Source organism: Bradyrhizobium sp. ISRA442 (assembly GCF_038085055.1).
Classification (GTDB): domain Bacteria; phylum Pseudomonadota; class Alphaproteobacteria; order Rhizobiales; family Xanthobacteraceae; genus Bradyrhizobium.
In genome coordinates this window covers 201,734-226,367 of sequence record NZ_JALGCN010000005.1, presented here as the reverse complement: position 1 = coordinate 226,367, position 24,634 = coordinate 201,734, and the positions used below count along the sequence as shown (strand labels likewise).

Below are 24,634 nucleotides of genomic sequence, written 5' to 3'. Positions count from 1 at the left end.
AAATCGCGCATCTTCAATTGTTTAAGACGCGATTTCACCGCGGCCGGGCCGAGAGACGCTTCTACGAGCGATGTCCGCGACGGGGTATCCGGAGGCGTTCGTCCTTGTGGAACGAGGCGGGCTTATGTTAGCCAACCGCCGCGAAATTCAGCCCATTCGGGTAAGGAGAGACTTTCATGACCAACGGTAACGGCACCCCTCCCGAGGCGGCCCAGGCTCCCCAGCTCAACGTGCTGGCGCAGTATACCAAGGACCTCTCGTTCGAAAATCCGAACGCTCCGAGCTCGCTCCAGCAGCAGAGCCAACCACCGCAAATCAATATCCAGATCAACGTCAACGCCAACAACCTCAGCGAACAGGAATTCGAGGTGACGCTGTCGGTCGAGGGTAAGGCCGAGACCGCAGGCAAGGTGATGTTCTCGTTCGAGCTCGCCTATGCCGGCGTGTTCCGGATCGTCAACGTGCCGAAGGAAAACCTGCATCCGCTCGTTATGATCGAATGCCCGCGGCTGCTGTTCCCGTTCGCCCGCGAGATCATCGCCACCGCGGTCCGCGACGGCGGGTTCCCGCCTCTGATGCTGGATCCGGTCGATTTCGTCGGACTCTACCGCCAGAACATGGAGCGGCAAATGGCCGCCCAGGGTGGTCAAACCGGTCAGGCCTAACCGGCAGGACTGACCACTGGCGCGAGCAGGAATTCGTTCCAGATCGCCTTGTCGCCGAGCGTCGCGATGAAGGCCCGATGGGCTTCGCGCTCGGCGTCGGTAATCCGCGGCGTAAGCGGCGCCGGCCGTTGCCGCCGCGGCGCTTCGCCGCTCACACTGATGCGGATCTCCTCGGTCTCCGAGGCCAGGATGAGCTGCGACTGCCGCGCCCCGATCAGATCGACATAGACTTCGGCGAGCAGCTCGGCGTCGAGCAGCGCGCCGTGCTTGGTGCGGTGGGAATTGTCGATCGCATAGCGCGAGCAGAGATCGTCGAGCCGGTTGGAGACGCCTGGATGCTTGCGCCGCGCCAGCAGCAGCGTGTCGACCAGCCGTTCGCGTGGAATCGCAGCGCGCTTGATCCGGTCGAGTTCGGCATTGATGAAGCTGATGTCGAATGAAGCGTTGTGGATCACCAGCGGCGCATCACCGATGAACTCCAGGAACTCGTCGACGACCTCGTGAAACAGCGGCTTCGTCGCCAGAAATTCGCTCGACAGCCCGTGCACGGCAAAGGCCTCCGCCGGCATGTCCCTTTCGGGATTGATGTAGCGGTGGAAGGTCTGTCCGGTCGGCATGCGGTTGAATATCTCGACGCAGCCGACTTCGACCAAGCGATCACCGCGGAGGGGATCGAGACCGGTGGTTTCAGTGTCGAGAACGATTTCGCGCATGATCCAAGAGGCCGTGTGAGGCGGCGAATCAGGCTCGCCGCTGCGGCATCTTAACGGCCTCGGCCAGAATGTGCTTGATTTGGGCGCGCACCGGCTCGAGTCCGTGGGACGTATCCACCACGAAATCGGCGCGCTTGCGCTTCTCGGCGTCGGGCATCTGCTTTGCGATGATGGCGTCGAGTTTGGCCTCGTCCATCGTGCCGCGGGCGAGCACGCGCTCGCGCTGAAGTTCCGGCGATGTCGACACCACGACCACGGCATCGACTCGCTTTTCGCCGCCGGTCTCGAACAGCAGCGGAATGTCCAGCACCACGACGGGCGCCTTGGCGGCCTCCGCGTCGGCAAAGAATTTTTGGCGCGAGGCACCGAGCATCGGATGAACGATCTGCTCAAGCTGCTTGATGGCGGCGGGATCGTGCACCACGCGCGCGGACAGTTTTGTCCGATCGACCTTCCCGCCCGCGGTGGTGCCGGGGAAAACGGCCTCGATCGCCGGTGCCGCTTCACCCTCATACAATTGATGGACCGCCGCATCGGCGTCATAGACGGGGACACCGGCCTCCGCGAACAATTTCGCGGTGGTGGATTTCCCCATCCCGATCGAGCCGGTCAGTCCCAGGATCCGCATCAGCGTACAGCCATCTCTGCCATTTACACTGCAACTAGCCGCTCGCGCCGCAGGAACGCAAGCAGCGGCAGCAACGGCAGACCGAGAATGGTGAAATGGTCACCCTCGATGCGTTCGAACAGATGGATTCCCAGGCCCTCGAGCTGATAGGCGCCGACGCTGGAGGTCACGGCCTCGCCGGCCGCGTCGAGATAGGCCGAAAGCTCCACCTCGGTCATCGGCCGCATGGTCATGCACGCGACCGAAACGTCTTCGAAGACAATCTGGCCATCATGGGCCACGGCCACGGCGGAATTCAGCTCATGGCTGTTGCCGGCAAGCTCGCGCAGTTGCGCCATGGCCTGGGCACGGCCCGCGGGCTTGTTGAACAGACGCTCGCCCAGCGCCAGCGTCTGATCGGCCCCAATCACATAGGCGCCCGGATGATTCACCGAGACCGCCTTGGCCTTTTCGCGCGCCAGCAGCAACGCGATCTGGCGCGGATTTGAAAGGCTCGAAGCCGCCTGCACGCCGCGCTCGTCGATGTCGGCCAAAATCGCCTGGAAATCGAGGCCGGCATTGGCCAGCAGCATTTTTCGCGCGCTGCTCTGCGACGCCAAAATCAGGGGAGATTTGCCGCGCCAGAGGGCCATCGGACCTATTCCGAAGGTCGGTTGCGTTGCCGGTCTGAGTAGAGCTTCATGATTGCAGCGGCGGTTTCCTCGATCGAGCGCCGGGTGACGTCGAGCAGCGGCCAATTGTGCTTGGCGCTCAGCTTGCGGGCGAATGCGACTTCGTCGGCCACTGCCTGCTTGTCGATATAGGTGTCGTTGCCGGAGCCGGCGCCCATCGTGAGCAGGCGATTCTGACGCACCTGGATCAGCCGTTCCGGCGTCGCGTGCAGGCTGACGACGAGCGGGCTCGTCAGAGTCTCTAACTGACCCGGCACCGGAATGCCGGGCACCAACGGCACGTTGGCGGTGCGGATGCCGCGATTGGCGAGATAAATCGACGTCGGCGTCTTCGAGGTGCGGGAGACGCCGACCAGGACGACGTCTGCCTCCTCCAAGCCTTCGACGTGCTGACCGTCGTCGTGCATCATCGTGTAGTTCAGCGCATCGATGCGCTTGAAGTATTCGGCGTTGAGCACGTGCTGGGCGCCGACACGTCCGGTCGTAGCAGCACCGAGGTAAGCCTCGAAGAGCTGCATCACCGGACCGATGATGGAGAGACTAGGAACGTTGATCCCTTTGCACTTGTCCTCGAGGCGCGAGACCAGATCCTTCTCGAGCAAGGTGAACAGCACGATCCCCGGCGCTTCCTCAATCTCGTCGAGCACGCGGTCGAGCTGCTTCTGGCTGCGCACGAGCGGATAGACGTGCTCGACCGGAGTCACGTTGGCGTACTGGGCCGCGACCGCGCGCGCCACGGTGATCAGTGTCTCACCGGTGGAGTCGGAGACGAGGTGCAGATGGAAATAATTGTTCGAGGTCGGCACAAAAACTCTTTGAATTTCGACGGGGCCATTTGTGGATTTCTGTGGAGCTTAACCCCTCCGAAAGGGATGTGCGACACCAGGGGCGGGACAACGGCCAAGTTTCTTCACACCGCTGCCCAAAAGAACAAGTCGGACGCCGACGCGACCAGGAAGCGGGATTGCGCGGACAAGCCCCTTGATAAGCTGCCGACAGGTCAGCGCAAGCCCTTGACGACGGACGGCTTATCCGGACCGGCGGGATCCGCGCAGGATATGTTGATGGATGTGAACAAGCGCGTGTGAAGCGGCGGACGGCATTGCGTGAGTCCAATCCACCGTCATTCAGACTCAAACCTTAAGAATCTAAGATTCTAGATTTGAGAAGGGCGCTACGGACGGATATGTGTGCGCTGGAAGAACTTAACGAGTTCTTACTATCCCCAGCGACCTCTGCGCTGGGCGGAAATTCGGACGTTGGAAATGCTTGAAGAGCTCTATCCGTGGATCAAGGCGCTGCACGTGATCGCTGTCATTTCCTGGATGGCGGGCATGCTCTATCTGCCGCGGCTGTTCGTCTATCACTGCGAGGCTGAAATCGGCTCGAAGCAGTCGGAGACCTTAAAGGTGATGGAGCGCCGGCTGCTCAAGGCGATCATCAACCCTGCCATGGTCGTGACCTGGCTCGCCGGGCTCTATCTCGCGTGGTCCGGCCACTGGTTCGCTTACGGCTGGTTGCACGTAAAGCTGGCACTGGTGCTGACGCTATCCGCGGTCCACGGCTTTTTTTCGCGCTGGTGCAAGGATTTCGCTGCCGACCGGCGCCCGCGGTCACAGAAATTCTATCGTATTATCAATGAGGTGCCGACCGTCCTGATGATTTTCATCGTGATCATGGTGATCGTGAAGCCGTTCTAGGCAATCATCGTGATTGATCGCTCAGCGCTTCGGCTTGCGGAGTGAAGAGCGATTTTCTATATTGTGTTTATCCCACCCAACGCAGGCGGATGTGGTTGTGGCCGAGCTTTTGAAGGCCGGACACCGCATCAGGTTTGAAGCCCTCCGGCACTCACCTTGCTAGACCTGCGGACCTTACCTGCACCTGCTCGCGTCCGCATTTCTGAGCCTCCTCGCACCCCTCCCAAGGTTACCCCACAGGACCACCCCAATGCGGGAAATTAAACTCCAAGACCTTAAGTCCAAGACCCCGGCCGAGCTCGTCTCGTTCGCGGAAGAGAACGGGGTCGAGAACGCCAGCACCATGCGCAAGCAGGAGCTGCTTTTCGCCATCCTCAAGCAGCTCTCGCTCGCCGAAACCGACATCGTCGGCGAGGGCGTCGTCGAGGTGCTCTCGGACGGCTTCGGCTTTCTGCGCTCACCGGATGCCAATTATCTGCCGGGCCCGGACGACATCTACGTCTCGCCCTCGCAGATCCGCCGTTTCGGCCTGCGCACCGGCGACACCATCGAGGGCCACATCCGCAGCCCGAAGGAAGGCGAACGCTACTTCGCGCTGTTGAAGGTCAACACGCTCAACTTCGAGGATCCGGAAAAGGCCAAGCACAAGGTCAATTTCGACAATCTCACGCCGCTGTTTCCGAATCAGCGTTTCCGCATGGAGATCGACGATCCCACGCGAAAAGACCTGTCCGCGCGCGTGATCGACATCGTTGCGCCGATCGGCAAGGGCCAGCGTGCGCTGATCGTCGCGCCGCCGCGCACGGGTAAGACCGTGCTGATGCAGAACATCGCGCACTCGATCACCGCGAATCACCCGGATTGCTATCTGATCGTGCTGCTGATCGACGAGCGCCCGGAAGAAGTCACGGATATGCAGCGCTCGGTGAAGGGCGAGGTGGTGTCCTCGACCTTCGACGAGCCGGCGGTGCGCCACGTCCAGGTCGCCGAGATGGTGATCGAGAAGGCGAAGCGCCTGGTCGAACACGGCCGCGACGTGGTGATCCTGCTCGATTCGATCACGCGTCTTGGCCGCGCCTACAACACCGTGGTGCCGTCATCCGGCAAGGTGCTGACCGGTGGTGTCGACGCCAACGCGCTGCAGCGGCCGAAGCGCTTCTTCGGTGCCGCCCGTAACATCGAGGAGGGCGGTTCGCTGACGATCATCGCAACCGCGCTGGTCGATACCGGCAGCCGCATGGACGAAGTCATCTTCGAAGAGTTCAAGGGCACCGGTAACTCCGAACTGATCCTCGACCGCAAGGTCTCGGACAAGCGTACCTTCCCGGCGATCGACATCTCGCGCTCCGGCACCCGCAAGGAGGAGTTGATCACCGATCCGCAGGTGTTGAAGAAGATGTACGTGCTCCGCCGCATCCTGAACCCGATGGGCACGATGGACGCGATCGACTTCCTGCTCGACAAGCTGCGCTCGACCAAGAGTAACGCCGAGTTCTTCGACTCGATGAACACCTGAGCCGGTGCGCAAACGTCAGAATTCGAAAGGGCGCCTCGGGGGCGCCCTTTTCTTTTGTGCGGCTTTGCTGCGCGAAGGTGCAGCATGGCTGGTTTTCTGTTTCTCAGCATTACCGCAATTTAAGATATTGATTTTGCTAGTAAAAAGTAGAATATGGCCGAATCCGTTGGCCTGGAGTGGGGAGCTTTCGCAGCAAAAATGCTGCACTCTATCTTGCGGCGCAACACGCAGCACTTACTGCGACGGTAGAGCGACAAACAGAGCAATCGGCGACCGAAACGGTGTTTGCCTTTTCATCGGCACCCGGACAAATAGGCCATGCATCCGCGAGACCAGACCATCTTTGCACTGTCGTCCGGCCGACCGCCGAGCGCGATCGCCGTGGTGCGTGTCTCGGGGCCGCAGGCCGGTCTGGTGCTGACGACGCTCGCGGACAAGTTGCCGGCACCAAGGCTGGCGAGCCGCAGGCTGCTCCAAGACAGTGCGGGCCTGCCAATCGACGATGCCGTGGTGCTCTGGTTTCCGGGGCCGGCGAGTGCGACCGGCGAGGACGTTGCTGAATTTCATGTCCATGGCGGACGCGCGGTGCTGTCGGCCGTCTTCACAGCCATTTCTGCGATTCCGAATACGCGAGCGGCCGACCCCGGTGAGTTCACCCGGCGGGCGTTCGAGAACGGCAAGCTCGATCTCACCGAGGCCGAGGGCTTGGACGACCTCATTCATGCCGACACCGACCGGCAGAGGCGCCAGGCGCTGCGTCAGTTGCAGGGTCTGTTAGGCGATCGCGCGCGCGACTGGCGCGAGCGCATCATCGAGGCCTCCGCGTTGATCGAGGCCGGCATCGATTTTTCCGACGAGGGCGATGTACCGGTGGAGCTGATGGCGCCGGCGCTCAAGACAATCGGATCGCTCCACAGCGAAATTACAAAAGTGCTTGCGGCACAGGGTCATGCTGAACGTCTGCGCGAGGGCCTCGTGGTCGCCATCACCGGCCCGCCGAACGTCGGCAAGTCGACGCTGATGAATCAGCTTGCGCGCCGCGAGGTCGCGATCGTCTCGCCGCATGCCGGCACCACGCGCGACGTGATCGAGGTGCAGCTTGACCTCGACGGCTATCCGGTCACGGTGATCGACACCGCCGGCATTCGTGAGACCGATGATCCGGTCGAGCTCGAAGGCGTACGTCGGGCCAGGGCGCGCGCTGCGGATGCGGATCTCGTGCTGTGGCTGACCGGTCCTGGCGCCGAAGCGGACGGGCGGCAGGATGGCGCCGCACCGGTCTGGCTGATCCGCAACAAGATCGATCTTGGCGACGAGGCTTCGATCGCAACCGCGGCGGCGGACAGGACGTTCGCAATTTCGGCACGGCGTGGCGACGGTCTGACGGAGCTGATCGAGGCACTGGTGGGATTCGCCGCTGCGTTCTTCGCAACCGGTGAGGGGGCGCTGGTCACCCGCGCGCGCCAACGCGACCTGTTGCGCCAGGCGGCGGATTGTTTGCAGCGCAGTCTGGGCCTTGTCAAAGATGGTGAAGAATTGGTAGCCGAGGAGCTCCGCGCCGCCGCCTACGTGCTGGGTCGCCTGCTGGGCCGGGTCGACGTCGAGGATGTCCTCGGGGCCATCTTCCAGAAGTTTTGCATCGGAAAGTAGCGCTAGTTCTTCAATGTAGAATTAGCCCTTGTTCCAGTGCTTCGTTGTTTCACGTGAAACGTCGTTCCATATGGAACCTCGGCTACTTTGCATGGGGTTGTTTTGCCAAAAATGCGACGACGTCAGCATGCCGCGCACTTGTTTCACGTGAAACATTCGAGGGCCAGTTTCCGCTTCCGGCTTTTTCCCGGCTGAGCTAAAAGTTGCCCATGCGAACAGAGCGAGCGAGTTTCGACGTCATCGTCATTGGCGGCGGCCATGCCGGCTGTGAAGCCGCGGCTGCGGCTGCGCGGATGGGCGCGACAACCGCTCTGGTGACGCACCGATTTTCGACCGTAGGTGCGATGTCGTGCAATCCCGCCATCGGCGGCCTCGGCAAGGGTCACCTTGTCCGCGAGGTGGACGCACTCGACGGTCTGATGGGTCGTGTGGCTGATGTCGGTGGCATCCAATTCCGGGTTCTTAATCGTCGTAAAGGCCCGGCGGTCCGCGGTCCACGGGCCCAGGCCGACCGGAAGCTCTATGCCGCGGCGATGCAATCCGCGATCCGTCAGACCGACGGTCTTTCCGTGATCGAAGGGGAGGCCGACGAACTGATCATGGCCGACGGACGGGTGACCGGGCTTCGTCTGGCCGATGGCCGAAGCTTCCAGGCAGGAGCCATCGTCGTCACGACTGGGACCTTTCTGCGTGGTCTGATTCATCTCGGAGAGAAGAACTGGCCCGCGGGGCGCGTTGGTGAAGCGCCAGCGATGGGTCTGTCGAAGTCCTTTGAACGGGCCGGCTTCACCCTCGGGCGGTTGAAGACCGGGACGCCGCCGCGTCTGGACGGCACGACCATCGACTGGTCCGCGGTCGAAATGCAGCCCGGCGACGACCCGCCGGAGCCTTTCTCGGCACTGACAGATCGGATCACGACGCCGCAGATCCAGTGTGGGATCACCCGGACCACGTCCGCGACCCATGAGGTGATCCGGGCCAATGTCCATCGCTCGCCGATGTACTCCGGCCAGATCAAGAGCACCGGACCCCGTTATTGCCCCTCGATCGAGGACAAGATCGTCCGGTTCGGTGATCGCGATGGCCACCAGATCTTTCTTGAGCCGGAGGGGCTGGACGACACCACGGTCTATCCCAACGGCATCTCGACCTCGCTTCCGGAGGAGGTCCAGCTCGCGATTCTGGCCAGCATTCCTGGCCTGGAACGGGCGAAGATGGTCCGACCGGGCTACGCCATCGAATACGACCACATCGATCCCCGCGAGCTTGATCCGACCCTTCAGACCAAGCGGCTACGCGGCTTGTTCCTGGCCGGACAGATCAACGGCACCACCGGATATGAGGAAGCCGGCGGCCAGGGCATTGTCGCCGGGGTGAACGCTGCGCTTGCCGCCAGCGGCGCCGCGCTGACGGTGTTCGACCGGGCGGACGGCTATCTCGGGGTGATGATCGATGACCTCGTCACCCGCGGGATCAGCGAACCCTATCGAATGTTTACCTCGCGGGCCGAGTACCGGCTGACGCTGCGGGCCGACAATGCCGACCAGCGCCTGACCGAGAAGGGCATCGATTTGGGGTGCGTCGGCAGCGCGCGGACCCGGCATCATCGCGCCAAGATGGAGGCCTTGAACGCAGCACGGACGCTTGCGAAGTCCCTGGCCGTCACCCCGAATGAGGCGATCAAGCACGGGCTGTCACTGAACCGGGACGGCCAGCGCCGCTCAGCCTTCGAGCTGATGGCCTATCCGGACGTAGGCTGGAGCCAGGTGCGCGCGATCTGGCCGGAGCTGTCGGCCATCGATCCGGTCATCGCCACCCATCTCGAGATTGACGCCAAGTACGACGTCTATCTGGAGCGCCAGAGCGCCGATGTCGAAGCCTTCAGGCGGGACGAAGGGTTGGTGCTGTCCGAGGTTGACTACAAGCTGGTGCCGGGTCTCTCCAACGAGGTGCGCGCCAAGCTGGAGAAGGCCCGGCCGTTCACCGTCGGCCAAGCCGGTCGGATCGACGGGATGACGCCGGCGGCTTTGGGCATCCTCGCGGCCTATCTTCGCCGCGAAGCCCGCAAGACCTCGAAGGCAATCGCATAGGCGTTTCACGTGAAACAGCGCGGCGGCCCGGGCCGGGATAAATCATCATCACGGCAATCCAAGGCAGGCGAGGGTGGTGGCCGTCGATCCGGACCGGCCCCGACGAGCCCGAAGATCGATAGAGCCAGCGCGAACGATAAGTCGCTGGACTCTGTCCTGGCTACCGACAAGGTCACAGCACTCGAGCTCGCGCCGGTTTCACGTGAAACGGAAGTCCGGCTCGACCGCTACGTCGCGCTGCTCCGTGAATGGCAGGCCAAAACCAATCTGGTCGCGCCCTCGACGCTGCCGCACCTCTGGACCCGGCACATCGCCGATTCGCTTCAGCTCGTGGACCTCGCGCCGTCCGCAAAGCGCTGGGCGGACCTCGGCAGCGGCGGCGGTTTTCCCGGCGTGGTCCTGGCCTGCGCGATGGCGGAGACGGTGGGTGCGAGCGTCCATCTCGTCGAGCGAATCGCCAAAAAGGCGGCTTTCCTGCGCGAAGCGATTCGGATCACGGCGTCGCCGGGGGTCGTACATCTCGCCGAGATCGGGGATAATGTGGATAGAATCACCGGTCCGGTCGATTGCGTCACCGCCCGGGCGCTGGCTCCGCTACATCAACTCATCGGCTTTGCGGAGCCGCTGATGCGTAATGGGGCAAAAGCGTTGTTTCTCAAGGGTCAAGATGTAGAGGCCGAATTGACCGAAGCCGCTAAATATTGGAATATTCAGCCTCAGCTCCACCAAAGCCGCACGGGTGACGGCTGGATCGTGGAACTGACGTCCGTCGAACGGCGCGGGTGAGGGGGAGTGGGGAATTTGCGATGACCGTGATTGACGAGCCGCAGCAAGAACAAACCCAAGAACATACCGAAGTGGTGCCGCACGGCCACCCCCGCATCCTGGCGCTGGCGAATCAGAAGGGCGGCGTGGGAAAAACAACCACAGCGATCAATCTCGGCACGGCGCTCGCGGCAATCGGCGAGCGTGTCCTGATCGTCGATCTCGATCCGCAAGGCAACGCCTCGACCGGTCTCGGCATCGACCGCCGCAATCGCTCCTGCTCGACCTATGACGTGCTGGTGGGCGAAGCCAACCTGCGCGAAGCGGTGGTTGCGACCGCGGTGCCGCGGCTGCACATCGCGCCCTCGACCATGGACCTCTCCGGCCTCGAGCTGGAGCTCGGCCACACGCCCGGCCGGGCATTCAAGCTGCGTGATGCAATCGGCTCGCTCAACAACAACGTGTCGCCCGACGCCGACTACACCTATGTGCTGATCGACTGCCCGCCGTCGCTCAACCTGCTCACGGTCAACGCAATGGCCGCGTCGGACGCGATCCTGGTGCCACTGCAATGCGAGTTCTTCGCGCTCGAAGGCCTGTCGCAACTGCTGCAGACGGTCGAGCAGGTGCGCTCGACGCTCAATCCGAACCTGTCGATCCACGGCATCGTGCTGACCATGTTCGACTCGCGCAACAATTTGTCGAACCAGGTCGTCGCCGACGTCCGCCAGTTCATGGGCGAGAAGGTCTACAAGACCATGATCCCGCGCAACGTGCGCATCTCGGAGGCGCCGTCCTACGGCAAGCCGGTGCTGGTCTACGATCTCAAATGCGTCGGCAGCGAAGCTTATTTGCGGCTCGCCACCGAAGTGATCCAGCGCGAGCGCGAGCTGCGCACCGCGGATTGATACTGCCGTTCCGTAGGGTGGGTTAGCGAAGCGTACCCCACCAAGTGTCCCGCTCCGAGCAAACCAGTGGTGGGTTACGCTTCGCTAACCCACCCTACGAGTCTACGTTTCGAAATTCAGTTCTGGAGTGCTGCTAAGTGAATCCAAGGGAGCTGGCGATGGCCGACGAAGCGCGTTCGCGACTGGGCCGAGGTCTTGCGAGTCTGATCGGTGACGTCGGCGGCGAGGCGGCGCATGTCGAGCGTCCGCGCACGCAGCGCAAGGTGCCGATCGAATTCCTCAAGCCGAATCCGCGCAACCCGCGCCGCACCTTTCCGGAAGTCGAGCTCAAGGAGCTAAGCGACTCCATCAAGCAGCACGGCGTGATCCAGCCGATCATCGTGCGTCCGGTGAAGGGCACACAGGACCGCTATGAGATCATTGCCGGCGAACGGCGCTGGCGCGCCTCGCAGCTTGCTGGCCTGCACGAAGTGCCGATCGTGCCGGTCGACATCAGCGATAGCGATGCGCTGGAATTCGCGATCATCGAGAACGTGCAGCGCGAAGACCTCAACCCGATGGAAGAGGCGAAGGGCTATCACGCGCTCGCGGGTGAGTTCAAACGCAGCCAGGACGACATTGCCAAGGTCGTCGGCAAGAGCCGTAGCCACGTCGCCAACATGATGCGGCTGACAAAACTGCCGGCCGAGGTGCAGGCCTTCATCGCGAGCGGGGAGCTGACGGCCGGCCATGCCCGCGCGCTGATCGGCGTGCCCGATCCGCTCGCCGCCGCCAAGCGCATCGTCGAGGAGGGCCTCAACGTCCGCCAGGCCGAGGCGCTCGCGCATGAGGAGGGCGTGCCGGAGCGCAAGCCGCAGAAGGCGCGCGCCGGGGCCAAGGAGAAGGATCCCGATACGATCGATCTGGAGAAGCGCGTCAGCGACGCGCTCGGACTCAAGGTCACGGTGAACCACCGCGATCCCGGTGGCTCCGTGCAGATCAACTACCGCAACCTCGAGCAGCTTGATGAGGTGATGCGGCGGCTGGCGAAGGGCAATCTCTGACTCCGCCGTCATTCCGGGGCGCGCGACGGAATGACTGCGTTTTATCGTGCATCCATGTGCCCTCTATCACCCTCACCCTGAAGCGGCGTCTCGAAGGGCGAGGAGCACCGGCCGGGCCTTCATCCTTCGAGACGCGCGTTCCGCGCTCCTCAGGATGGGGAACCGACATCTCCACACATCGTCATTGCGAGCGCAGCGAAGCAATCCAGAATCTCCCCGCGGAGGGACTCTGGATTGCTTCGCTGCGCTCGCAATGACGTTTGGAGAGAGCGGAGCTCAGCTCCGCCGCTTCGCATTCGCGGCGATTGCCATCAGTGTGCGCTGGGCGATCGCGGCGGCAAGGGCCGGCTGCTTGCGCGTGTCGAGCGCGGCGGTTGCGAGCTGCTCGATGATGCCTGCGAGACGCGGTACGGTGAAATTGCGCAGCGCCGTCTCGACCGCGGGCTTTCGTGAAAAGTGCAGACGCGGAAATCCGCCGTCGAGCACGGCGGAGGCCGGCGTGCCGTCGGCGATCGCGAGCGCGGACTTGTGCAGCCAGGCGGCCTGACGCTGCGCCGCGGAGATGATCACGCCAGGATAGGTGCCGGCGATCATGGCTTTGGCGAACTCACTCTCGACGACATCCGGCCGGCCGGCGAAAGCGCCGTCGACGATCGGGTCGAGCTTCAGCTCGGAGGCGTCGGCGACGACGGCCATGACATCATCGAGCGTGATCTCGCCTCTGCCGTGCGCATAGAGCGTCAGCTTGCGCAGCTCGTTGCGCGAGGCCTGACGGTCGCCGCCGAGGAAGGACATCAGCGCGGCGCGGGCATCCTGCGCGATGCGCAGGTTCGCGATACGAAGCTCGTCCTCCATCAGCTTGGCGAGGTCGCGCTCGGTGTCGGGATAGCAGCCGATCGCCACGGCCGTCTTGGCGCGTTCGCAGGCCTTGCGCAGCGGCGACTCCGGCCGCAGCTCGCCGGCCTCGATTACGATGCGGCAATCCCTCACCTGCATCTCGGCCAGCGTGTCGATGCCGCTGGCAAAGCTGCGCGAGCCCGCACGCACGCGGATGGCGCGGCGGCCGCCGAACAACGGAACGGTCATGGCTTCATCGACAAGCCGTGATGGTTCGCCGGACAGCTCGTCGCCGTCGAGTTTCACGAGCGAGAAGGGATCATTCGGATCGTCGACGGCTGAGGCAATCAGCGCATCGGCGCGCTCGCGCACGAGGCCGGCGTCGGGACCGTACAGCAGGATGATCGGCCGGCCCGCATCGGGACGGGCGAGGAAGGCATCGATCTCTTTTCCGCGCAGCGCGACCATTTCGCCTCAGGACGTCATTCCGGGGCGCCTCGTCGGAGGCGAACTCCGGTACGCAATTGCGCACCAGAGAATCCAGAAGTTGCGGATCGAGATTCCGGCTTCGCCCTTCCGCCTTCGCTCCTTGAGCTTCGGCGGACACGTCGGGCGCCCCGGAATGACTGGAATGTGTTACGTGCCAGCCGTGAAGAACGAGGCGAGCCGGGTCGAGATATTCTCGGCGACCTCGTTGGCGGCGCGATCCTCGGCGTCGCGCACAGCGCGGTTGCGCGAGAAGCGCTGGTATGAGCCGGGCATATCGTACGACACTCGCGAGAACGTCGTGCCGGTCATCACCGACTTGTTGGTCGCGATCTCGATCAGATTGTACTGGACGTCGATGCCGTAATTCTCGCTGCTCGGCAAGCCCGTGTTGGGATCGATGATCAGAGACGAGCGGCTGGACGTGAAGCGCAGCACCAGGCGATGGGTTGGCGGCATCCCCGTGGCCGTGCCATAGAGCTTGAAGGCAAGGGCGTTGCGGACCTCGACCCCGACACGGGCCTCGCGGGAGGCGTTCGGCTTGTCGACCGGCGGGAGCTCGACCCCCATCAGCTTCTCGCGCAGGCCGGGGGTGCCGTCGGTATGCTCGGCATACATCGGCCGGAAGCAGCCGGCCGTCAGCGCCGCGAGGGCAGCGACCGCCAGCAAACGCGCTGCGATGCGGATCCTAGCCGACAACATTCACGATCCTCTTGGGGACGATGATCACCTTGCGGACGGGCTTGCCGTCCAGCGCCAGCTTTACCGCATCGAGGGCCAAAACGGCAGCCTCGATTTCCGGATTCTCGGCCGCTGTTGCAACCGTGATCTCACCCCGCTTCTTGCCGTTGACCTGGACCACCAGGATCACGCTGTCTTCAACCAGCAAATCGCGTTCGATTTGGGGCCAGGACGCCTCGGAAACCAGCCCCGTCAAGCCCAGGACCTGCCAGCACTCCTCGGCGAGATGCGGCATCATCGGGGAGAAGAGCTGGACCAGGATCTGGCTGGCCTCCCGGATCGCCCAGGCGAGGTCAGTAGCAGGCTGGCCGGGGCGCTGCAGCACCTCGGACAACGCGTTGGCGAATTCGCGGATATGGGCGAGGCAGACGTTGAAGTGCAGCCGCTCGATGCCCGTGGTGACCTTGTCCAGCGCGCCATGGGCGGCCTTGCGCAAGCCGGTCGCGTCGGGGCCGAAGCTTGCGGGCCGTGCCGCCGGCGCGGCCTTTCCGGCCTCGGCTGATTCGTTCACCAGCCGCCACAGCCGCTGCACGAAGCGAGAGGCGCCCTGGACGCGCTCGTCGCTCCAGATCACGTCGCGGTCGGGCGGGGAGTCCGAGAGCATGAACCAGCGTGCGACGTCGGCGCCGTAAGTCTCGATGATGTCGTCGGGGTCGACCGTGTTCTTCTTCGACTTCGACATCTTCTCGATGGCGCCGATCTGGATGGCTTCGCCGCTCGCCAGCAGCGTGGCCCGGCGGTCGTTGCCAGCGCCCTCGATCTTCACTTCGGCCGGCTGGACATAGGTGCCATCCGCCTTCTGGTAGGTCTCGTGCACCACCATGCCCTGCGTGAACATGCCGGCGAACGGCTCGTCCATTGCAATGTGGCCGGTTGCCTTCATCGCGCGCACGAAGAAGCGGCTGTAGAGCAGATGCAGGATCGCGTGTTCGACGCCGCCGATATACTGGTCGACCGGCATCATCCGGTTGGCGACCGCGGGCGTCGTCGGCGCGTTCTCGTTCCAGGGATCGGTGAAGCGCGCAAAGTACCAGGACGAGTCCACGAAGGTGTCCATGGTGTCGGTTTCGCGCTGCGCCTTGCCGCCGCACTGAGGGCAAGTCACGTGCTTCCAGGTCGGGTGATGGTCGAGCGCGTTGCCGGGACGGTCGAAGGTCGCGTCCTCCGGTAGTTTTACCGGCAGATCGGCATCCGGCACCGGCACCACATCGCACTTGGGGCAATGGATGACGGGGATTGGACAGCCCCAATAGCGCTGGCGCGAGATGCCCCAGTCGCGCAGGCGGAAATTGACCTGCCGCTCGCCGACCGGCGCGTTGCCACGCATCTCGGTTTCCAGGCGCTTTGCGATCTCTTCCTTGGCGTCGGCGATGGTCATGCCGTCGAGGAAGCGGGAATTGATCATGCGGCCGTCACCGTCATAGGCGGTGTCGGTGATGACGAAGCTCTTCGGATCCTGACCTTCGGGGCACACGACCGGCGTGTTGCCGAGATTGTATTTGTTGACGAAATCGAGGTCGCGCTGATCGTGCGCGGGGCACCCGAAGATCGCGCCGGTGCCGTATTCCATCAGCACGAAATTGGCGACATAGACCGGCAGCTTCCAGCTCGGATCGAACGGGTGGATCGCGCGGATGCCGGTGTCAAAGCCCTGCTTCTCCGCGGTGTCGATGATCTCTTGCGCGGTGCCGATCTTCTTGATCTCGGCGATGAACTCCGCGAGCTTCGGATTCTTTGCGGCGGCGGCGATCGCCAGCGGATGATCGGCCGAGATCGCCATGAACTTCGCGCCGAACAGCGTGTCGGGGCGCGTCGTGAAAATCTTCAGCTCGGTCTCGCCGGCCGGCGTCGTCGCCTGGTCCAGCGCGAAACGAATCAGCAGGCCCTCGGAGCGGCCGATCCAGTTGCGCTGCATCAGCCGCACCTTGTCGGGCCAGCGATCCAGCCCGTCCAGCGCCTCCAGCAGCTCCTGCGAATATTTCGTGATCTTGAAGACCCACTGGTTCATTTCCCGTTGTTCAACAACGGCACCCGAACGCCAGCCGCGGCCGTCGATCACCTGCTCGTTGGCGAGCACGGTCATGTCGACGGGGTCCCAGTTCACCTTGCGCTTCTCGCGCTCGGCGAGCCCCGCGCGCAGGAAATCCAGAAACATCTTCTGCTGGTGCTTGTAGTAGGACGGATCGCAGGTCGCTATCTCGCGGCTCCAGTCCAGCGACAGCCCGATCGAGCGGAGCTGCTTCTTCATCGCGGCGATGTTGTCGTAGGTCCAGGCCTTCGGCGCGACCTTGCGCTCGATCGCGGCATTCTCGGCCGGCAGGCCGAACGCGTCCCAGCCCATCGGGTGCAGCACGTTGAACCCCTTGGCGCGCATGAAGCGCGCCAGCACGTCGCCGAGCGTGTAATTCCGGACATGGCCGATATGGATGCGCCCGGACGGGTAGGGGAACATCTCGAGCACGTAGTATTTCGGCCGCGGATCATCGTTCTTGGAGACGAAGATCGCCTGTTCGTCCCATTGGCGCTGCCAGCGCGGTTCGGCGTCGCGGGCGTTGTAGCGTTCGGAGGTCATGGAATCGTTGGGTTTTCTTGGATTCGGCCGTCTAAAGACGGCGGACTAGGCCATAGAAGTCCTCAAGGGGTCAATGGGTTGCGACGGGCCGGATCCGCAGGGCCGACCCCCGCATAAATACTGAGACGGCCGTTGGGAAGCGATTAAGGGGTCGGTGCGAGGTTGCGGCCGGACAGAACCCCACAATACGCCCGATGGATACCAGCTTCGATGATCTCGATTTCGACTATGCCGCGTCGATCGCCCAACGGGCGATGCGGGGCATGGTGGAGCAGCGGATTCCGCCGACGCCGAACAATTTTGCCGTCTGGTTCCATTATTTTGCGGGGGATCATGACGATCTGCGTAACGCCGTCGACCTCCTGATCGACCACAACCGACCCTTCGACGCCCGGACCAATCAGGACCTGTTCACAACCTATGTCGCGCCCAATGCGGGCGTTGTCGCCCTCGAGACGTCCGAACGCCTGCATGCGCTGATGGGAACGGCGAAAGAATTTCTGGCCACCGTGATCGCCGACAACCGTTCCCAGATGCAGGTGATCAGCGACGTTGCCGATCAGAGCCAGGCCGGCGTCGACCCGAGGACCCTGGTCGCGCAGCTCATGAACGAGCTGGCACGCGCCGCCACCCGGGCGACGCGGTTGGAGGCGGGCTTTGCCGAAAAGACCCGCGAGCTCGACGTGATCCGCGATTCCCTCTCCAAATCGGAAGAGCGCGCCCGGACCGACACGCTGACGGGCCTGGCGAACCGGCGTGCGCTCGACGAATTCCTGCGCAAGGCGCAGGCGAATGCGATGAAGCAGGGCACGCCGCTCAGCGTGCTGATGCTCGACATCGACCACTTCAAGGCCTTCAACGACAATTTCGGCCATGGCGTTGGCGACCAGGTGCTGCGCCTGATGGCAAAAGTCTTGCGCGAAAAGGTTCGCGATATCGATCTGCCGGCGCGCTATGGCGGCGAAGAGCTGGTCGCGGTGATGCCGGATGCGGATCTTGCAGCCTGCGCGGCGATCGCCGAGCGTATCCGGCGTTCGATCGCGGCGTGCACCATCACGCGCCGTTCGACCGGGGAGGTGCTGCCCAACATCAGCATATCGATTGGCGTGGCGCAGTACCGGGCAGGCGAGCCGATCGCCGACCTCATCGAGCGCGGCGACCGCGCGCTGTATCTCGCCAAGGGCCGCGGCCGTAATCGCGTCGTGACGGAGAGAGAGCTCGACCGCGTCTGGGCCGCAGGTTAGCGCGCCGAATCAGCCCGCCATCGCCATCGTGCCGTCCTCGATTGGCGCGATGCCATGCTCGGCGACGGTGTTGCGGCCGCGATGCTTGGCGGCGTAGAGCGCGGCGTCGGCCGCCTCGATCAGATCGCCGGGACGCAAGCTCTCGTTCGGCCGCGTTGCGGCAACGCCGATCGATACGGTGACGATCATGTGGTTCGACGTGATGTGCGGCAGGCACAGCTTCAGCACCGCCGCGCGCACCTGCTCGCCGATCTCGACGGCGCGCGCCACGTCGGTGTTCGGCAGCAACAGGCAGAATTCTTCGCCGCCATAGCGCGCTGCAAAGCCCATCGTGTCGGCGGCGATACCGGACAACGTCTCGCCGAGCCGGGTCAGGCAGGAATCGCCCTCGAGATGGCCGTAGGTGTCGTTGAACAGCTTGAAATGGTCGACGTCGATCATCAACAGCGCGAGATCGCTGCCATATTGCTGCGCGCGCATCCATTCGAAATCGAGCCGGCTCTGGAAACCTCGGCGGTTGGCGAGCCCCGACAGCATGTCGATCGAGGCCATCACCATCAGCCGGTCGTTGCTCGCGATCAGCTCGCGCTCGCGTTGGCTGAGCTGCGCCGCCATCGCATTGAACGCGCGCGCCAGCGGCACGAATTCGGACGGCAGGCTCTTGCGCGCAGCGCGCGCCGACAGATCGCCCTCGCCGAGCCGCTTGGCCATGTCGGCGAGCATCTCGATCGGCTTGATCACGAGCTTCTCGGCAGCGATCAGCGCGCCGAGCAGGACGAACACGACGACGAAAGCGAGCTGGAGATAGGCGGTGCGGATGTCGCGGCTGACCGCCGCGGACACCTTGTCCTCATCGATGCTCGCAATCAGGCGAGCATTGGTGCCGGCGATGCGAATGAAGCTGACCGCGCGGCGCGAGCCGTCCGCGGCCAGGAAAGACAGCGAGCCTTCGTCCTGGTCCGAACGCAAGGCCCGATCCGCGATCGCGGACATCAGCGGCATGTTGTCGAGCGGACGTCCGACCGCGCTGTGCTGGTCCGCGGGCGCCGCCAGCACAGTGCCGGCACTGTCGACCAGCACCGCCGTGATGCCGGCGCGGCCGCCGAGATTGCTCATCACCTTCGACATCCAGTCGAGGTTGACGGTCGCGAGTACCACGGCGTCGGATACGCCGCTGAGCGCCGACACCGGGTAGACCGCCATCACGGTCGGCGACTGCACCGGACGCGAGAGCAGGAAGTCGGAGAGCACGAACCGGCCCGTCTCCTGCGCCTGCTGGAAATATGGCCGATCGCTGAGATCGAGGCCGACATACATGTTGTTGGTGGCGCACTGGATGCGCCCGTCCTCGCCCGCGATCAGAAGCGTGCGAATCCAGGGAAGGCTGGAGGGAAGGCTCGCCCGCAGCACATCGCAGCTTCGGCTGATGCCGCCGACCGATGCACGGATGAAGGCCTCCGATTTCAGGATGGTCTCGACCGATGAAATCACTTCGCGCTGCGCATCGGCACTGTGCCGCGCAATGGTGGTGAATTCGCCGGTGGCCTGCGCGATCTGCCGGGCGCGCGTCTCTTCGAGCGAGCGGATGCGCTCGAGCATCAAGGGCGCCACCAGAATCACCGCAAGCAACGCAAGCCGCGCCCGGATTCCGAGAACCTGCTTGAGTTTCGCTCGTTTGCGGTTGAAACTGACGTTTGCCATCTTCGCTACCACCCCAGGCGGCAAGGTAAAGCGAAGGGTTCAAAAACCCTTTCTTGAACTTGGTAAAATTGGAATTACCTCCGTCAGCATCAGCGACGGGTCAATTTCATGACAGACGAAAACGCCGCCCCGCTAACCGGGCATTCACCAAATGCGCTCGCTGCAGTCGAAGCGGAAATCGCGCGCGCCTGCAAGGACGCGCGGCGCGATCGCGCCTCGGTCACGCTGATTGCGGTGTCCAAGACCTTCGCTGCGGACGCAATTACGCCGATTATCGCCGCCGGACAGCGCGTATTCGGCGAGAATCGCGTGCAGGAGGCGAAGGGCAAGTGGCCAGCGTTAACGTCCGCTTACCCGGATATCGCGCTGCATCTGATCGGGCCGCTGCAGTCCAACAAGGCGAAGGAGGCGGTCGCGCTGTTCGATGCCATCCATTCGGTCGATCGCCCGAGCATTTGCCAGGCGTTAGCCAAAGAAATCGAATCCCAGAACAAGCACCCGCAGCTCTTCGTCCAGATCAATACCGGCGAGGAGCCGCAGAAGGCCGGCGTTGCGCCTGGCGAGGCCGATGCCTTCATCGCGAGTTGCCGCGACACCTACGGGCTGACGATTTCCGGGCTGATGTGCATTCCGCCGGTGGACGAGCCGCCGGCGGCGCATTTCGCGCTGACCGCCAAGATCGCCGCGCGCAACGGATTGAAGAATCTGTCGATGGGCATGAGCGCGGATTTTGCCACCGCCATCATGCTCGGTGCCACGCATGTGCGCGTCGGGAGTGCGATCTTCGGGCACCGCTAGGTTACCGGCGAAGTTGCTCCTGGTCGTCCTGGCGAAAGCCGAGGCTTGGACAAGCTCGCAATGACGGCGAAGTGTGAGCCGCGCTAGGCGAACCTGACCGACACTTTTCCCAGCGTACCAAAATCCGCGGCAAAATGATCGCCGGCCTGGATCGGCAATGGCGGATGGCACGTGCCTGTCGTCACCACCTCCCCTGCCCTCAAGGTGATGCCGAGTTCGCGCAGCTCGTTCGCGAGCCAGGCGAGCGCGATTCGGGGATCGCCGAGCACGTTCTTGCCGTGGCCGATGTAGCGCTTGTCCCGCAACGTAATCTGCGGCCGCTCCTCGACGAGATCCATCGCGCGCCAGTTGGCCGTGGTCGATGCGCCTAGCACGAACAGATGCGCGCAGGCATTGTCGGCGATGAGCTGGGCTTCGCCGGCGCTGACGAAATCGGCGAAGCGCGAATCAGGAATTTCGATCGCGGGATGCAAGCTGTCGACCGCGGCAAGCACCTCATCGACGCCGAAAGGCGCAGAGCGCGGCGGCAAATCGCGCCCCATGCGGAAGGCAAATTCCGGCTCGCCGACCCGCATCTCATTGCCCTCCATCGAGGCCGTGCCGCCATCGGCAATGACGGTGTCGTTCAATATGCGGCCGGCCATCGGGCCTGCGACATTGATGTGCTTCTGTCCGGCCTCGCTCGTTGCGGCGATCTTCCAGCCGAATAATTGTCCGGCCGAATGTGCTTCGAGCGCGGCCTGCACGGCGTAGCCTTCGGTGCGGCTCTGCGGCCGCAAGCGTGCCTCCAGCGCATCAAGCTTGGTACCGTCGCGCCAATGTTTGACGAGCACGCGCGATGCGGCGGCGATCTGATCTCTGTCGAGCATGGTCCCTCACCCGATGATGATTCTGGTTCGTGGTCCCAATCGTCGGAGCAACTGAAGCATCGCCGGTTTGGTCATGGAGACGCAGCCCGCAGTCGGACCGAAATTGTCGCGGGCCAGATGCAGGAACACCGCGCTGCCGCGACCGGCGATGCGCGGCTTGGTGTTGTGGTCGATCTCGACGATGAAATCGTAGAGGTGGTCGGCTCGCTTGAGCCGGTCGCCGCCCTGCTCCCGCCGGAGCCGGACCGGCTGATTGTAATGGCGGTCCTTCGGGTCTTCGCACCAGGCATCCTCATCGCCGATGCTCCGGGCCGACAGGAATGTCTGCGGACGGCTGTGGCGATCGCCTCGCCACCACAATTGCCGCGGCCGGAAGCTCCCCCTTGGGGTGCCGCCATCGCCCTCGCGCTTGTTGGCCAGGATGCCGCCGCGGCCTAGTGCTACCGGAATCGTCAGCGGTCCCGCCGTCAGCCAGCCCCGGCGCGGGTTACCGGCGGCCGGCCTGATGCGGATCGCCGAAAGCGGGCCCGCGCGCCGATTTTTGAGGTAACTATCTGAAATCGCGCTGTTTTTCATGTGAACGTGCAATGTCGGGTTCATTACAGGACATTCATCAAAACGCCCTGTTATTCTGAGCTAGAGTAATTCTGGCTTGTGAATCGGTAACAGCCCACTACTTCAACACGAACAACAATAAAAACGGCGACCTCTAAACTTTACCATCGCGGCTGGGCGCGGCATCCGTGCGCGTCGAGCCGGACTCCAAAAGGATGATCCCCAATGCCCAATGCCCGCAAGATCCTGATCGTGGATGACGATTCCGATCTGCGCGATACGTTGGTGGAGCAATTATCGCTGCACGAAGAATTTGAAGCTTCCGCCGTGGATACCGGCGCCAAGGGAGCCAGCGCCGCAAAGGCCAACTCCCCCGATCTCGTCCTCATGGATGTCGGCCTGCCCGACACCGACGGCCGCGAAGTGGTCCGCTCCTTACGCAAGGGTGGATTCAAGGCCCCGATCATCATGCTGACCGGCCACGACACCGATTCCGACACCATCCTGGGCTTGGAATCCGGCGCCAACGACTATGTCGCAAAGCCCTTCCGCTTCGCCGTGCTGCTTGCACGCATCCGCGCCCAGCTCCGCCAGCATGAGGCCAGCGAGGACGCAGTGTTCTCGGTCGGCCCCTACAGCTTCCGCCCCGGCTCGAAGATGCTGACGGCCGCCAACGCGCGCAAGGTGCGCTTGACGGAAAAGGAAACGGCGATCCTGCGCTTCCTCTACCGGGCCGGCCAGATGCCGGTCTCGCGCGAGACCCTGCTCCAGGAGGTCTGGGGCTACAACTCCGGCGTCACCACCCACACGCTGGAAACCCACATCTACCGCCTCCGCCAGAAGATCGAGAAGGACGCCGCCAACCCGGAAATCCTGGTCACGGAAGCCGGTGGCTACAAGCTGGTGCCGTGATACGCTTTGGGGGCGTGCGAATCGTTTCAAGTCGCACGCCTTTAAGTCTCGGACCTGAATGTCAATCGACGACGACGTAGCGCTGCTCGAGCGTGTCCCGACACTGCGCCTGTTGGGAGACGCTTCGTTGCGCATGCTGGCGATCGGGTCCGAGCAGCGCGACTTCGTCCGTGGCGATGTCCTGTTCAATCTTGGCGACGACGCCGACGCCGGCTTCGTGGTCCAGCGCGGCGCCTTTCGCGTCGATGACGGCGCCGGCGCCGAGATGATCGCGGGTCCCGGCGCTCTGATCGGCGAGCTCGCGCTGGTGGTGCCGATGAAGCGGCCGTCGAGCGCGATCGCGCTGGAGCACTCCACCGTCATCCGTGTCGCCCGCAGCCTGTTCCAGCGCGTGCTGGAAAGCGACCCCGCCGCCGCCCGCCGCCTGCGCGACGAATTCGCCATTCGCTCCAGCCAGATCGCCAGTGATATCTTGATGGCGGGTGCGAAGTTGACGTCCTGATCGTTTCCTCCCGCTCTCCCCGTTCTTGCGGGGAGAGGGTTGGGTGAGGGGCTCTATCCACGCAAACGGCGAGCAGTGAGTACACGGAGACTCCCCCTCACCCGCACACGCGGCGTGAGCTACACCTCCAGCGTCACCGACACCGGGACGTGGTCGGACGGCCGCTCCCAGCTCCGCGCGTCGCGCAAAATCCTGAAATCGCTGACCGTATCCTTCAGCGCGCGCGAGACCCAAATGTGGTCGAGCCTGCGACCGCGGTCACCGACGGTCCAGTCGGCGGCGCGGTAGCTCCACCACGTATAGACCTTCTCCGACATTGGGATGCGCTCGCGCGCGACGTCGATCCATTCGCCGGCGTTGAGCGCCGCCAGCAACTTTTCGCATTCGATCGGCGTGTGCGAGACGACTTTCAGGAGCTGCTTGTGCGACCACACGTCGTTCTCGTGCGGGGCGACGTTGAGATCGCCGACCAGGATGTGGCGATCCTCACCCCGCGGGTGCAGCGGCTCGCAGGCCTTCATCTCGTCGAGGAAGCGGAGCTTGTGGTCGAACTTCTCGTTCAGCGCGGGATCGGGAATGTCGCCGCCGGCAGGAACGTAGAAATTATGCAGCACCAGTGGTTTTGCGATGTTGGCCTTTTCGCCGAACGACACAGAGATATGGCGCGAATCCAGCTTGTCGCAGAAAGTGCGGATGTCCTTGGATTCGAACGGCAGCTTCGAGACGATGGCGACGCCGTGATAGCCCTTCTGCCCGTTCAGCGCGACGTGCTCATAGCCGAGCCGCTTGAAGCGCTTCAGCGGAAAGGCGTCGTCGATGCACTTGGTCTCCTGCAGGCACAGCACGTCCGGCCGCGCGCTCTTGAGAAATTTCGCGACGAGATCGATGCGCAGCCGCACCGAGTTGATGTTCCAGGTTGTCAGGGAGAGACGCATGGGAACTGCGTCTTAGCACGGATTGGCCTGGGGAAACCGCTTGTCCACAGGGTCAGAAGCGTAGGTGGGTTGGCGCAGCGTAACCGATCATCTCAATCCGCCTGCTGAGGCTTGGTGGGTTACGCTTTCGCTG

At 63.5% G+C, this 24,634-nt stretch carries 23 protein-coding genes; 12 read left to right on the top strand and 11 right to left on the bottom strand.

The annotated features are described in order from the left end of the window. Window positions 1–176 precede the first annotated feature (176 nt). A complete protein-coding gene (gene secB, locus MTR72_RS13320) occupies window positions 177–665 on the top strand; it encodes a protein-export chaperone SecB (RefSeq protein WP_280967513.1) in 489 nt (162 codons plus the stop codon). Here the strand turns inward: secB and dnaQ are convergent. Genes dnaQ through MTR72_RS13300 form a run of 4 tightly spaced genes read right to left on the bottom strand, consistent with a single transcriptional unit; the run spans window position 662 to window position 3,483 of the window. Then, window positions 662–1,378, bottom strand: a complete 717-nt coding sequence (gene dnaQ / locus MTR72_RS13315) for a DNA polymerase III subunit epsilon (RefSeq protein ID WP_280967514.1) — start codon at window positions 1,376–1,378, stop codon at window positions 662–664. The genes secB and dnaQ overlap by 4 nt on opposite strands. A 28-nt stretch (window positions 1,379–1,406) precedes the next feature. Continuing rightward, on the bottom strand, window positions 1,407–2,006 hold the full coding sequence (gene coaE, locus MTR72_RS13310) for a dephospho-CoA kinase (RefSeq protein WP_280967515.1): 600 nt from the start codon (window positions 2,004–2,006) through the stop codon (window positions 1,407–1,409). A gap of 23 nt (window positions 2,007–2,029) precedes the next feature. Further along, entirely contained in the window at window positions 2,030–2,638 is a 609-nt protein-coding gene (locus MTR72_RS13305) for a Maf family nucleotide pyrophosphatase (protein WP_280967516.1), read from the bottom strand. Between the two features lie 5 nt (window positions 2,639–2,643). Beyond that, window positions 2,644–3,483, bottom strand: coding sequence for a pyruvate, water dikinase regulatory protein (locus MTR72_RS13300; protein ID WP_280967517.1), 840 nt, complete (start codon window positions 3,481–3,483; stop codon window positions 2,644–2,646). Window positions 3,484–3,942: 459 nt separating this feature from the next. Here MTR72_RS13300 and hemJ point away from each other — a divergent pair, with 459 nt between their 5' ends. From hemJ to MTR72_RS13265, 7 genes are all read left to right on the top strand, one after another. Continuing rightward, the gene (hemJ, locus tag MTR72_RS13295; protein WP_280971160.1) at window positions 3,943–4,377 is read left to right on the top strand and encodes a protoporphyrinogen oxidase HemJ; all 435 of its coding nucleotides are present in this window, start codon (window positions 3,943–3,945) and stop codon (window positions 4,375–4,377) included. A 250-nt stretch (window positions 4,378–4,627) separates the two neighbouring features. Further along, complete coding sequence (rho, locus tag MTR72_RS13290) at window positions 4,628–5,893, top strand: transcription termination factor Rho (protein WP_027525104.1); 1,266 nt, start codon at window positions 4,628–4,630, stop codon at window positions 5,891–5,893. Between the two features lie 318 nt (window positions 5,894–6,211). Continuing rightward, complete coding sequence (gene mnmE, locus MTR72_RS13285) at window positions 6,212–7,543, top strand: tRNA uridine-5-carboxymethylaminomethyl(34) synthesis GTPase MnmE (RefSeq protein ID WP_280967518.1); 1,332 nt, start codon at window positions 6,212–6,214, stop codon at window positions 7,541–7,543. A gap of 209 nt (window positions 7,544–7,752) precedes the next feature. Continuing rightward, the gene (mnmG, locus tag MTR72_RS13280; protein WP_280967519.1) at window positions 7,753–9,633 is read left to right on the top strand and encodes a tRNA uridine-5-carboxymethylaminomethyl(34) synthesis enzyme MnmG; all 1,881 of its coding nucleotides are present in this window, start codon (window positions 7,753–7,755) and stop codon (window positions 9,631–9,633) included. A 144-nt stretch (window positions 9,634–9,777) separates the two neighbouring features. Next, the gene (gene rsmG, locus MTR72_RS13275; protein WP_280971161.1) at window positions 9,778–10,419 is read left to right on the top strand and encodes a 16S rRNA (guanine(527)-N(7))-methyltransferase RsmG; all 642 of its coding nucleotides are present in this window, start codon (window positions 9,778–9,780) and stop codon (window positions 10,417–10,419) included. A gap of 20 nt (window positions 10,420–10,439) precedes the next feature. Next, entirely contained in the window at window positions 10,440–11,306 is an 867-nt protein-coding gene (locus MTR72_RS13270; RefSeq protein WP_280967520.1) for a ParA family protein, read from the top strand. Window positions 11,307–11,464: 158 nt separating this feature from the next. Continuing rightward, window positions 11,465–12,349: a ParB/RepB/Spo0J family partition protein gene (locus MTR72_RS13265; protein ID WP_280967521.1), complete on the top strand. Its 885-nt coding sequence runs from the start codon at window positions 11,465–11,467 to the stop codon at window positions 12,347–12,349. A 276-nt stretch (window positions 12,350–12,625) separates the two neighbouring features. Here MTR72_RS13265 and holA read toward each other — a convergent pair whose 3' ends face one another. From holA to leuS, 3 genes are all read right to left on the bottom strand, one after another. After that, complete coding sequence (gene holA, locus MTR72_RS13260; RefSeq protein WP_280967522.1) at window positions 12,626–13,654, bottom strand: DNA polymerase III subunit delta; 1,029 nt, start codon at window positions 13,652–13,654, stop codon at window positions 12,626–12,628. 168 nt (window positions 13,655–13,822) lie between these two features. Beyond that, on the bottom strand, window positions 13,823–14,374 hold the full coding sequence (gene lptE / locus MTR72_RS13255) for an LPS assembly lipoprotein LptE (RefSeq protein ID WP_280967523.1): 552 nt from the start codon (window positions 14,372–14,374) through the stop codon (window positions 13,823–13,825). Continuing rightward, complete coding sequence (gene leuS / locus MTR72_RS13250) at window positions 14,361–16,985, bottom strand: leucine--tRNA ligase (RefSeq protein WP_280967524.1); 2,625 nt, start codon at window positions 16,983–16,985, stop codon at window positions 14,361–14,363. The genes lptE and leuS overlap by 14 nt, the downstream gene beginning before the upstream one ends. A 194-nt stretch (window positions 16,986–17,179) precedes the next feature. Between leuS and MTR72_RS13245 the strand changes: the two genes are divergently transcribed. Next, window positions 17,180–18,229 carry a GGDEF domain-containing protein gene (locus MTR72_RS13245; protein WP_280967525.1) on the top strand — a complete coding sequence of 350 codons (1,050 nt, stop codon included), beginning with the start codon at window positions 17,180–17,182 and terminating at the stop codon, window positions 18,227–18,229. Window positions 18,230–18,238: 9 nt separating this feature from the next. On the opposite strand, the gene MTR72_RS13240 is transcribed toward MTR72_RS13245, so the two are convergent. Beyond that, complete coding sequence (locus MTR72_RS13240) at window positions 18,239–19,930, bottom strand: diguanylate cyclase domain-containing protein (protein ID WP_280967526.1); 1,692 nt, start codon at window positions 19,928–19,930, stop codon at window positions 18,239–18,241. 108 nt (window positions 19,931–20,038) lie between these two features. On the opposite strand from MTR72_RS13240, the gene MTR72_RS13235 reads away from it, so the two are divergent. Continuing rightward, a complete protein-coding gene (locus MTR72_RS13235; protein WP_280967527.1) occupies window positions 20,039–20,728 on the top strand; it encodes a YggS family pyridoxal phosphate-dependent enzyme in 690 nt (229 codons plus the stop codon). Between the two features lie 83 nt (window positions 20,729–20,811). On the opposite strand, the gene MTR72_RS13230 is transcribed toward MTR72_RS13235, so the two are convergent. After that, the gene (locus tag MTR72_RS13230) at window positions 20,812–21,597 is read right to left on the bottom strand and encodes a 2-keto-4-pentenoate hydratase (protein WP_280967528.1); all 786 of its coding nucleotides are present in this window, start codon (window positions 21,595–21,597) and stop codon (window positions 20,812–20,814) included. Window positions 21,598–21,603: 6 nt separating this feature from the next. Continuing rightward, entirely contained in the window at window positions 21,604–22,173 is a 570-nt protein-coding gene (locus MTR72_RS13225) for a L,D-transpeptidase family protein (protein WP_280967529.1), read from the bottom strand. Window positions 22,174–22,377: 204 nt separating this feature from the next. Here MTR72_RS13225 and MTR72_RS13220 point away from each other — a divergent pair, with 204 nt between their 5' ends. After that, window positions 22,378–23,064, top strand: coding sequence for a response regulator transcription factor (locus MTR72_RS13220; RefSeq protein WP_027554029.1), 687 nt, complete (start codon window positions 22,378–22,380; stop codon window positions 23,062–23,064). Window positions 23,065–23,122: 58 nt separating this feature from the next. Further along, window positions 23,123–23,566 (top strand): cyclic nucleotide-binding domain-containing protein, encoded by a 444-nt coding sequence (locus tag MTR72_RS13215; RefSeq protein WP_280967530.1) that lies wholly within the window; start codon window positions 23,123–23,125, stop codon window positions 23,564–23,566. A 119-nt stretch (window positions 23,567–23,685) separates the two neighbouring features. Here the strand turns inward: MTR72_RS13215 and MTR72_RS13210 are convergent, their stop codons facing one another. Then, window positions 23,686–24,501, bottom strand: a complete 816-nt coding sequence (locus MTR72_RS13210) for an exodeoxyribonuclease III (protein ID WP_280967531.1) — start codon at window positions 24,499–24,501, stop codon at window positions 23,686–23,688. Window positions 24,502–24,634 lie beyond the last annotated feature (133 nt).

Bases quoted from the DNA above. Each gene is read 5' to 3' on its own strand.
- leuS (WP_280967524.1), bottom strand. From the start codon at position 16,985: ATGACCTCCGAACGCTACAACGCCCGCGACGCCGAACCGCGCTGGCAG.
- mnmE (WP_280967518.1), top strand. From the start codon at position 6,212: ATGCATCCGCGAGACCAGACCATCTTTGCACTGTCGTCCGGCCGACCG.
- MTR72_RS13265 (WP_280967521.1), top strand. From the start codon at position 11,465: ATGGCCGACGAAGCGCGTTCGCGACTGGGCCGAGGTCTTGCGAGTCTG.
- holA (WP_280967522.1), bottom strand. From the start codon at position 13,654: ATGGTCGCGCTGCGCGGAAAAGAGATCGATGCCTTCCTCGCCCGTCCC.
- MTR72_RS13235 (WP_280967527.1), top strand. From the start codon at position 20,039: ATGACAGACGAAAACGCCGCCCCGCTAACCGGGCATTCACCAAATGCG.
- hemJ (WP_280971160.1), top strand. From the start codon at position 3,943: ATGCTTGAAGAGCTCTATCCGTGGATCAAGGCGCTGCACGTGATCGCT.
- MTR72_RS13220 (WP_027554029.1), top strand. From the start codon at position 22,378: ATGCCCAATGCCCGCAAGATCCTGATCGTGGATGACGATTCCGATCTG.
- MTR72_RS13240 (WP_280967526.1), bottom strand. From the start codon at position 19,930: ATGGCAAACGTCAGTTTCAACCGCAAACGAGCGAAACTCAAGCAGGTT.
- MTR72_RS13305 (WP_280967516.1), bottom strand. From the start codon at position 2,638: ATGGCCCTCTGGCGCGGCAAATCTCCCCTGATTTTGGCGTCGCAGAGC.
- secB (WP_280967513.1), top strand. From the start codon at position 177: ATGACCAACGGTAACGGCACCCCTCCCGAGGCGGCCCAGGCTCCCCAG.
- lptE (WP_280967523.1), bottom strand. From the start codon at position 14,374: ATGTTGTCGGCTAGGATCCGCATCGCAGCGCGTTTGCTGGCGGTCGCT.
- dnaQ (WP_280967514.1), bottom strand. From the start codon at position 1,378: ATGCGCGAAATCGTTCTCGACACTGAAACCACCGGTCTCGATCCCCTC.
- MTR72_RS13230 (WP_280967528.1), bottom strand. From the start codon at position 21,597: ATGCTCGACAGAGATCAGATCGCCGCCGCATCGCGCGTGCTCGTCAAA.
- MTR72_RS13270 (WP_280967520.1), top strand. From the start codon at position 10,440: ATGACCGTGATTGACGAGCCGCAGCAAGAACAAACCCAAGAACATACC.
- coaE (WP_280967515.1), bottom strand. From the start codon at position 2,006: ATGCGGATCCTGGGACTGACCGGCTCGATCGGGATGGGGAAATCCACC.
- rho (WP_027525104.1), top strand. From the start codon at position 4,628: ATGCGGGAAATTAAACTCCAAGACCTTAAGTCCAAGACCCCGGCCGAG.
- MTR72_RS13225 (WP_280967529.1), bottom strand. From the start codon at position 22,173: ATGAAAAACAGCGCGATTTCAGATAGTTACCTCAAAAATCGGCGCGCG.
- MTR72_RS13245 (WP_280967525.1), top strand. From the start codon at position 17,180: ATGGATACCAGCTTCGATGATCTCGATTTCGACTATGCCGCGTCGATC.
- MTR72_RS13210 (WP_280967531.1), bottom strand. From the start codon at position 24,501: ATGCGTCTCTCCCTGACAACCTGGAACATCAACTCGGTGCGGCTGCGC.
- mnmG (WP_280967519.1), top strand. From the start codon at position 7,753: ATGCGAACAGAGCGAGCGAGTTTCGACGTCATCGTCATTGGCGGCGGC.
- MTR72_RS13215 (WP_280967530.1), top strand. From the start codon at position 23,123: ATGTCAATCGACGACGACGTAGCGCTGCTCGAGCGTGTCCCGACACTG.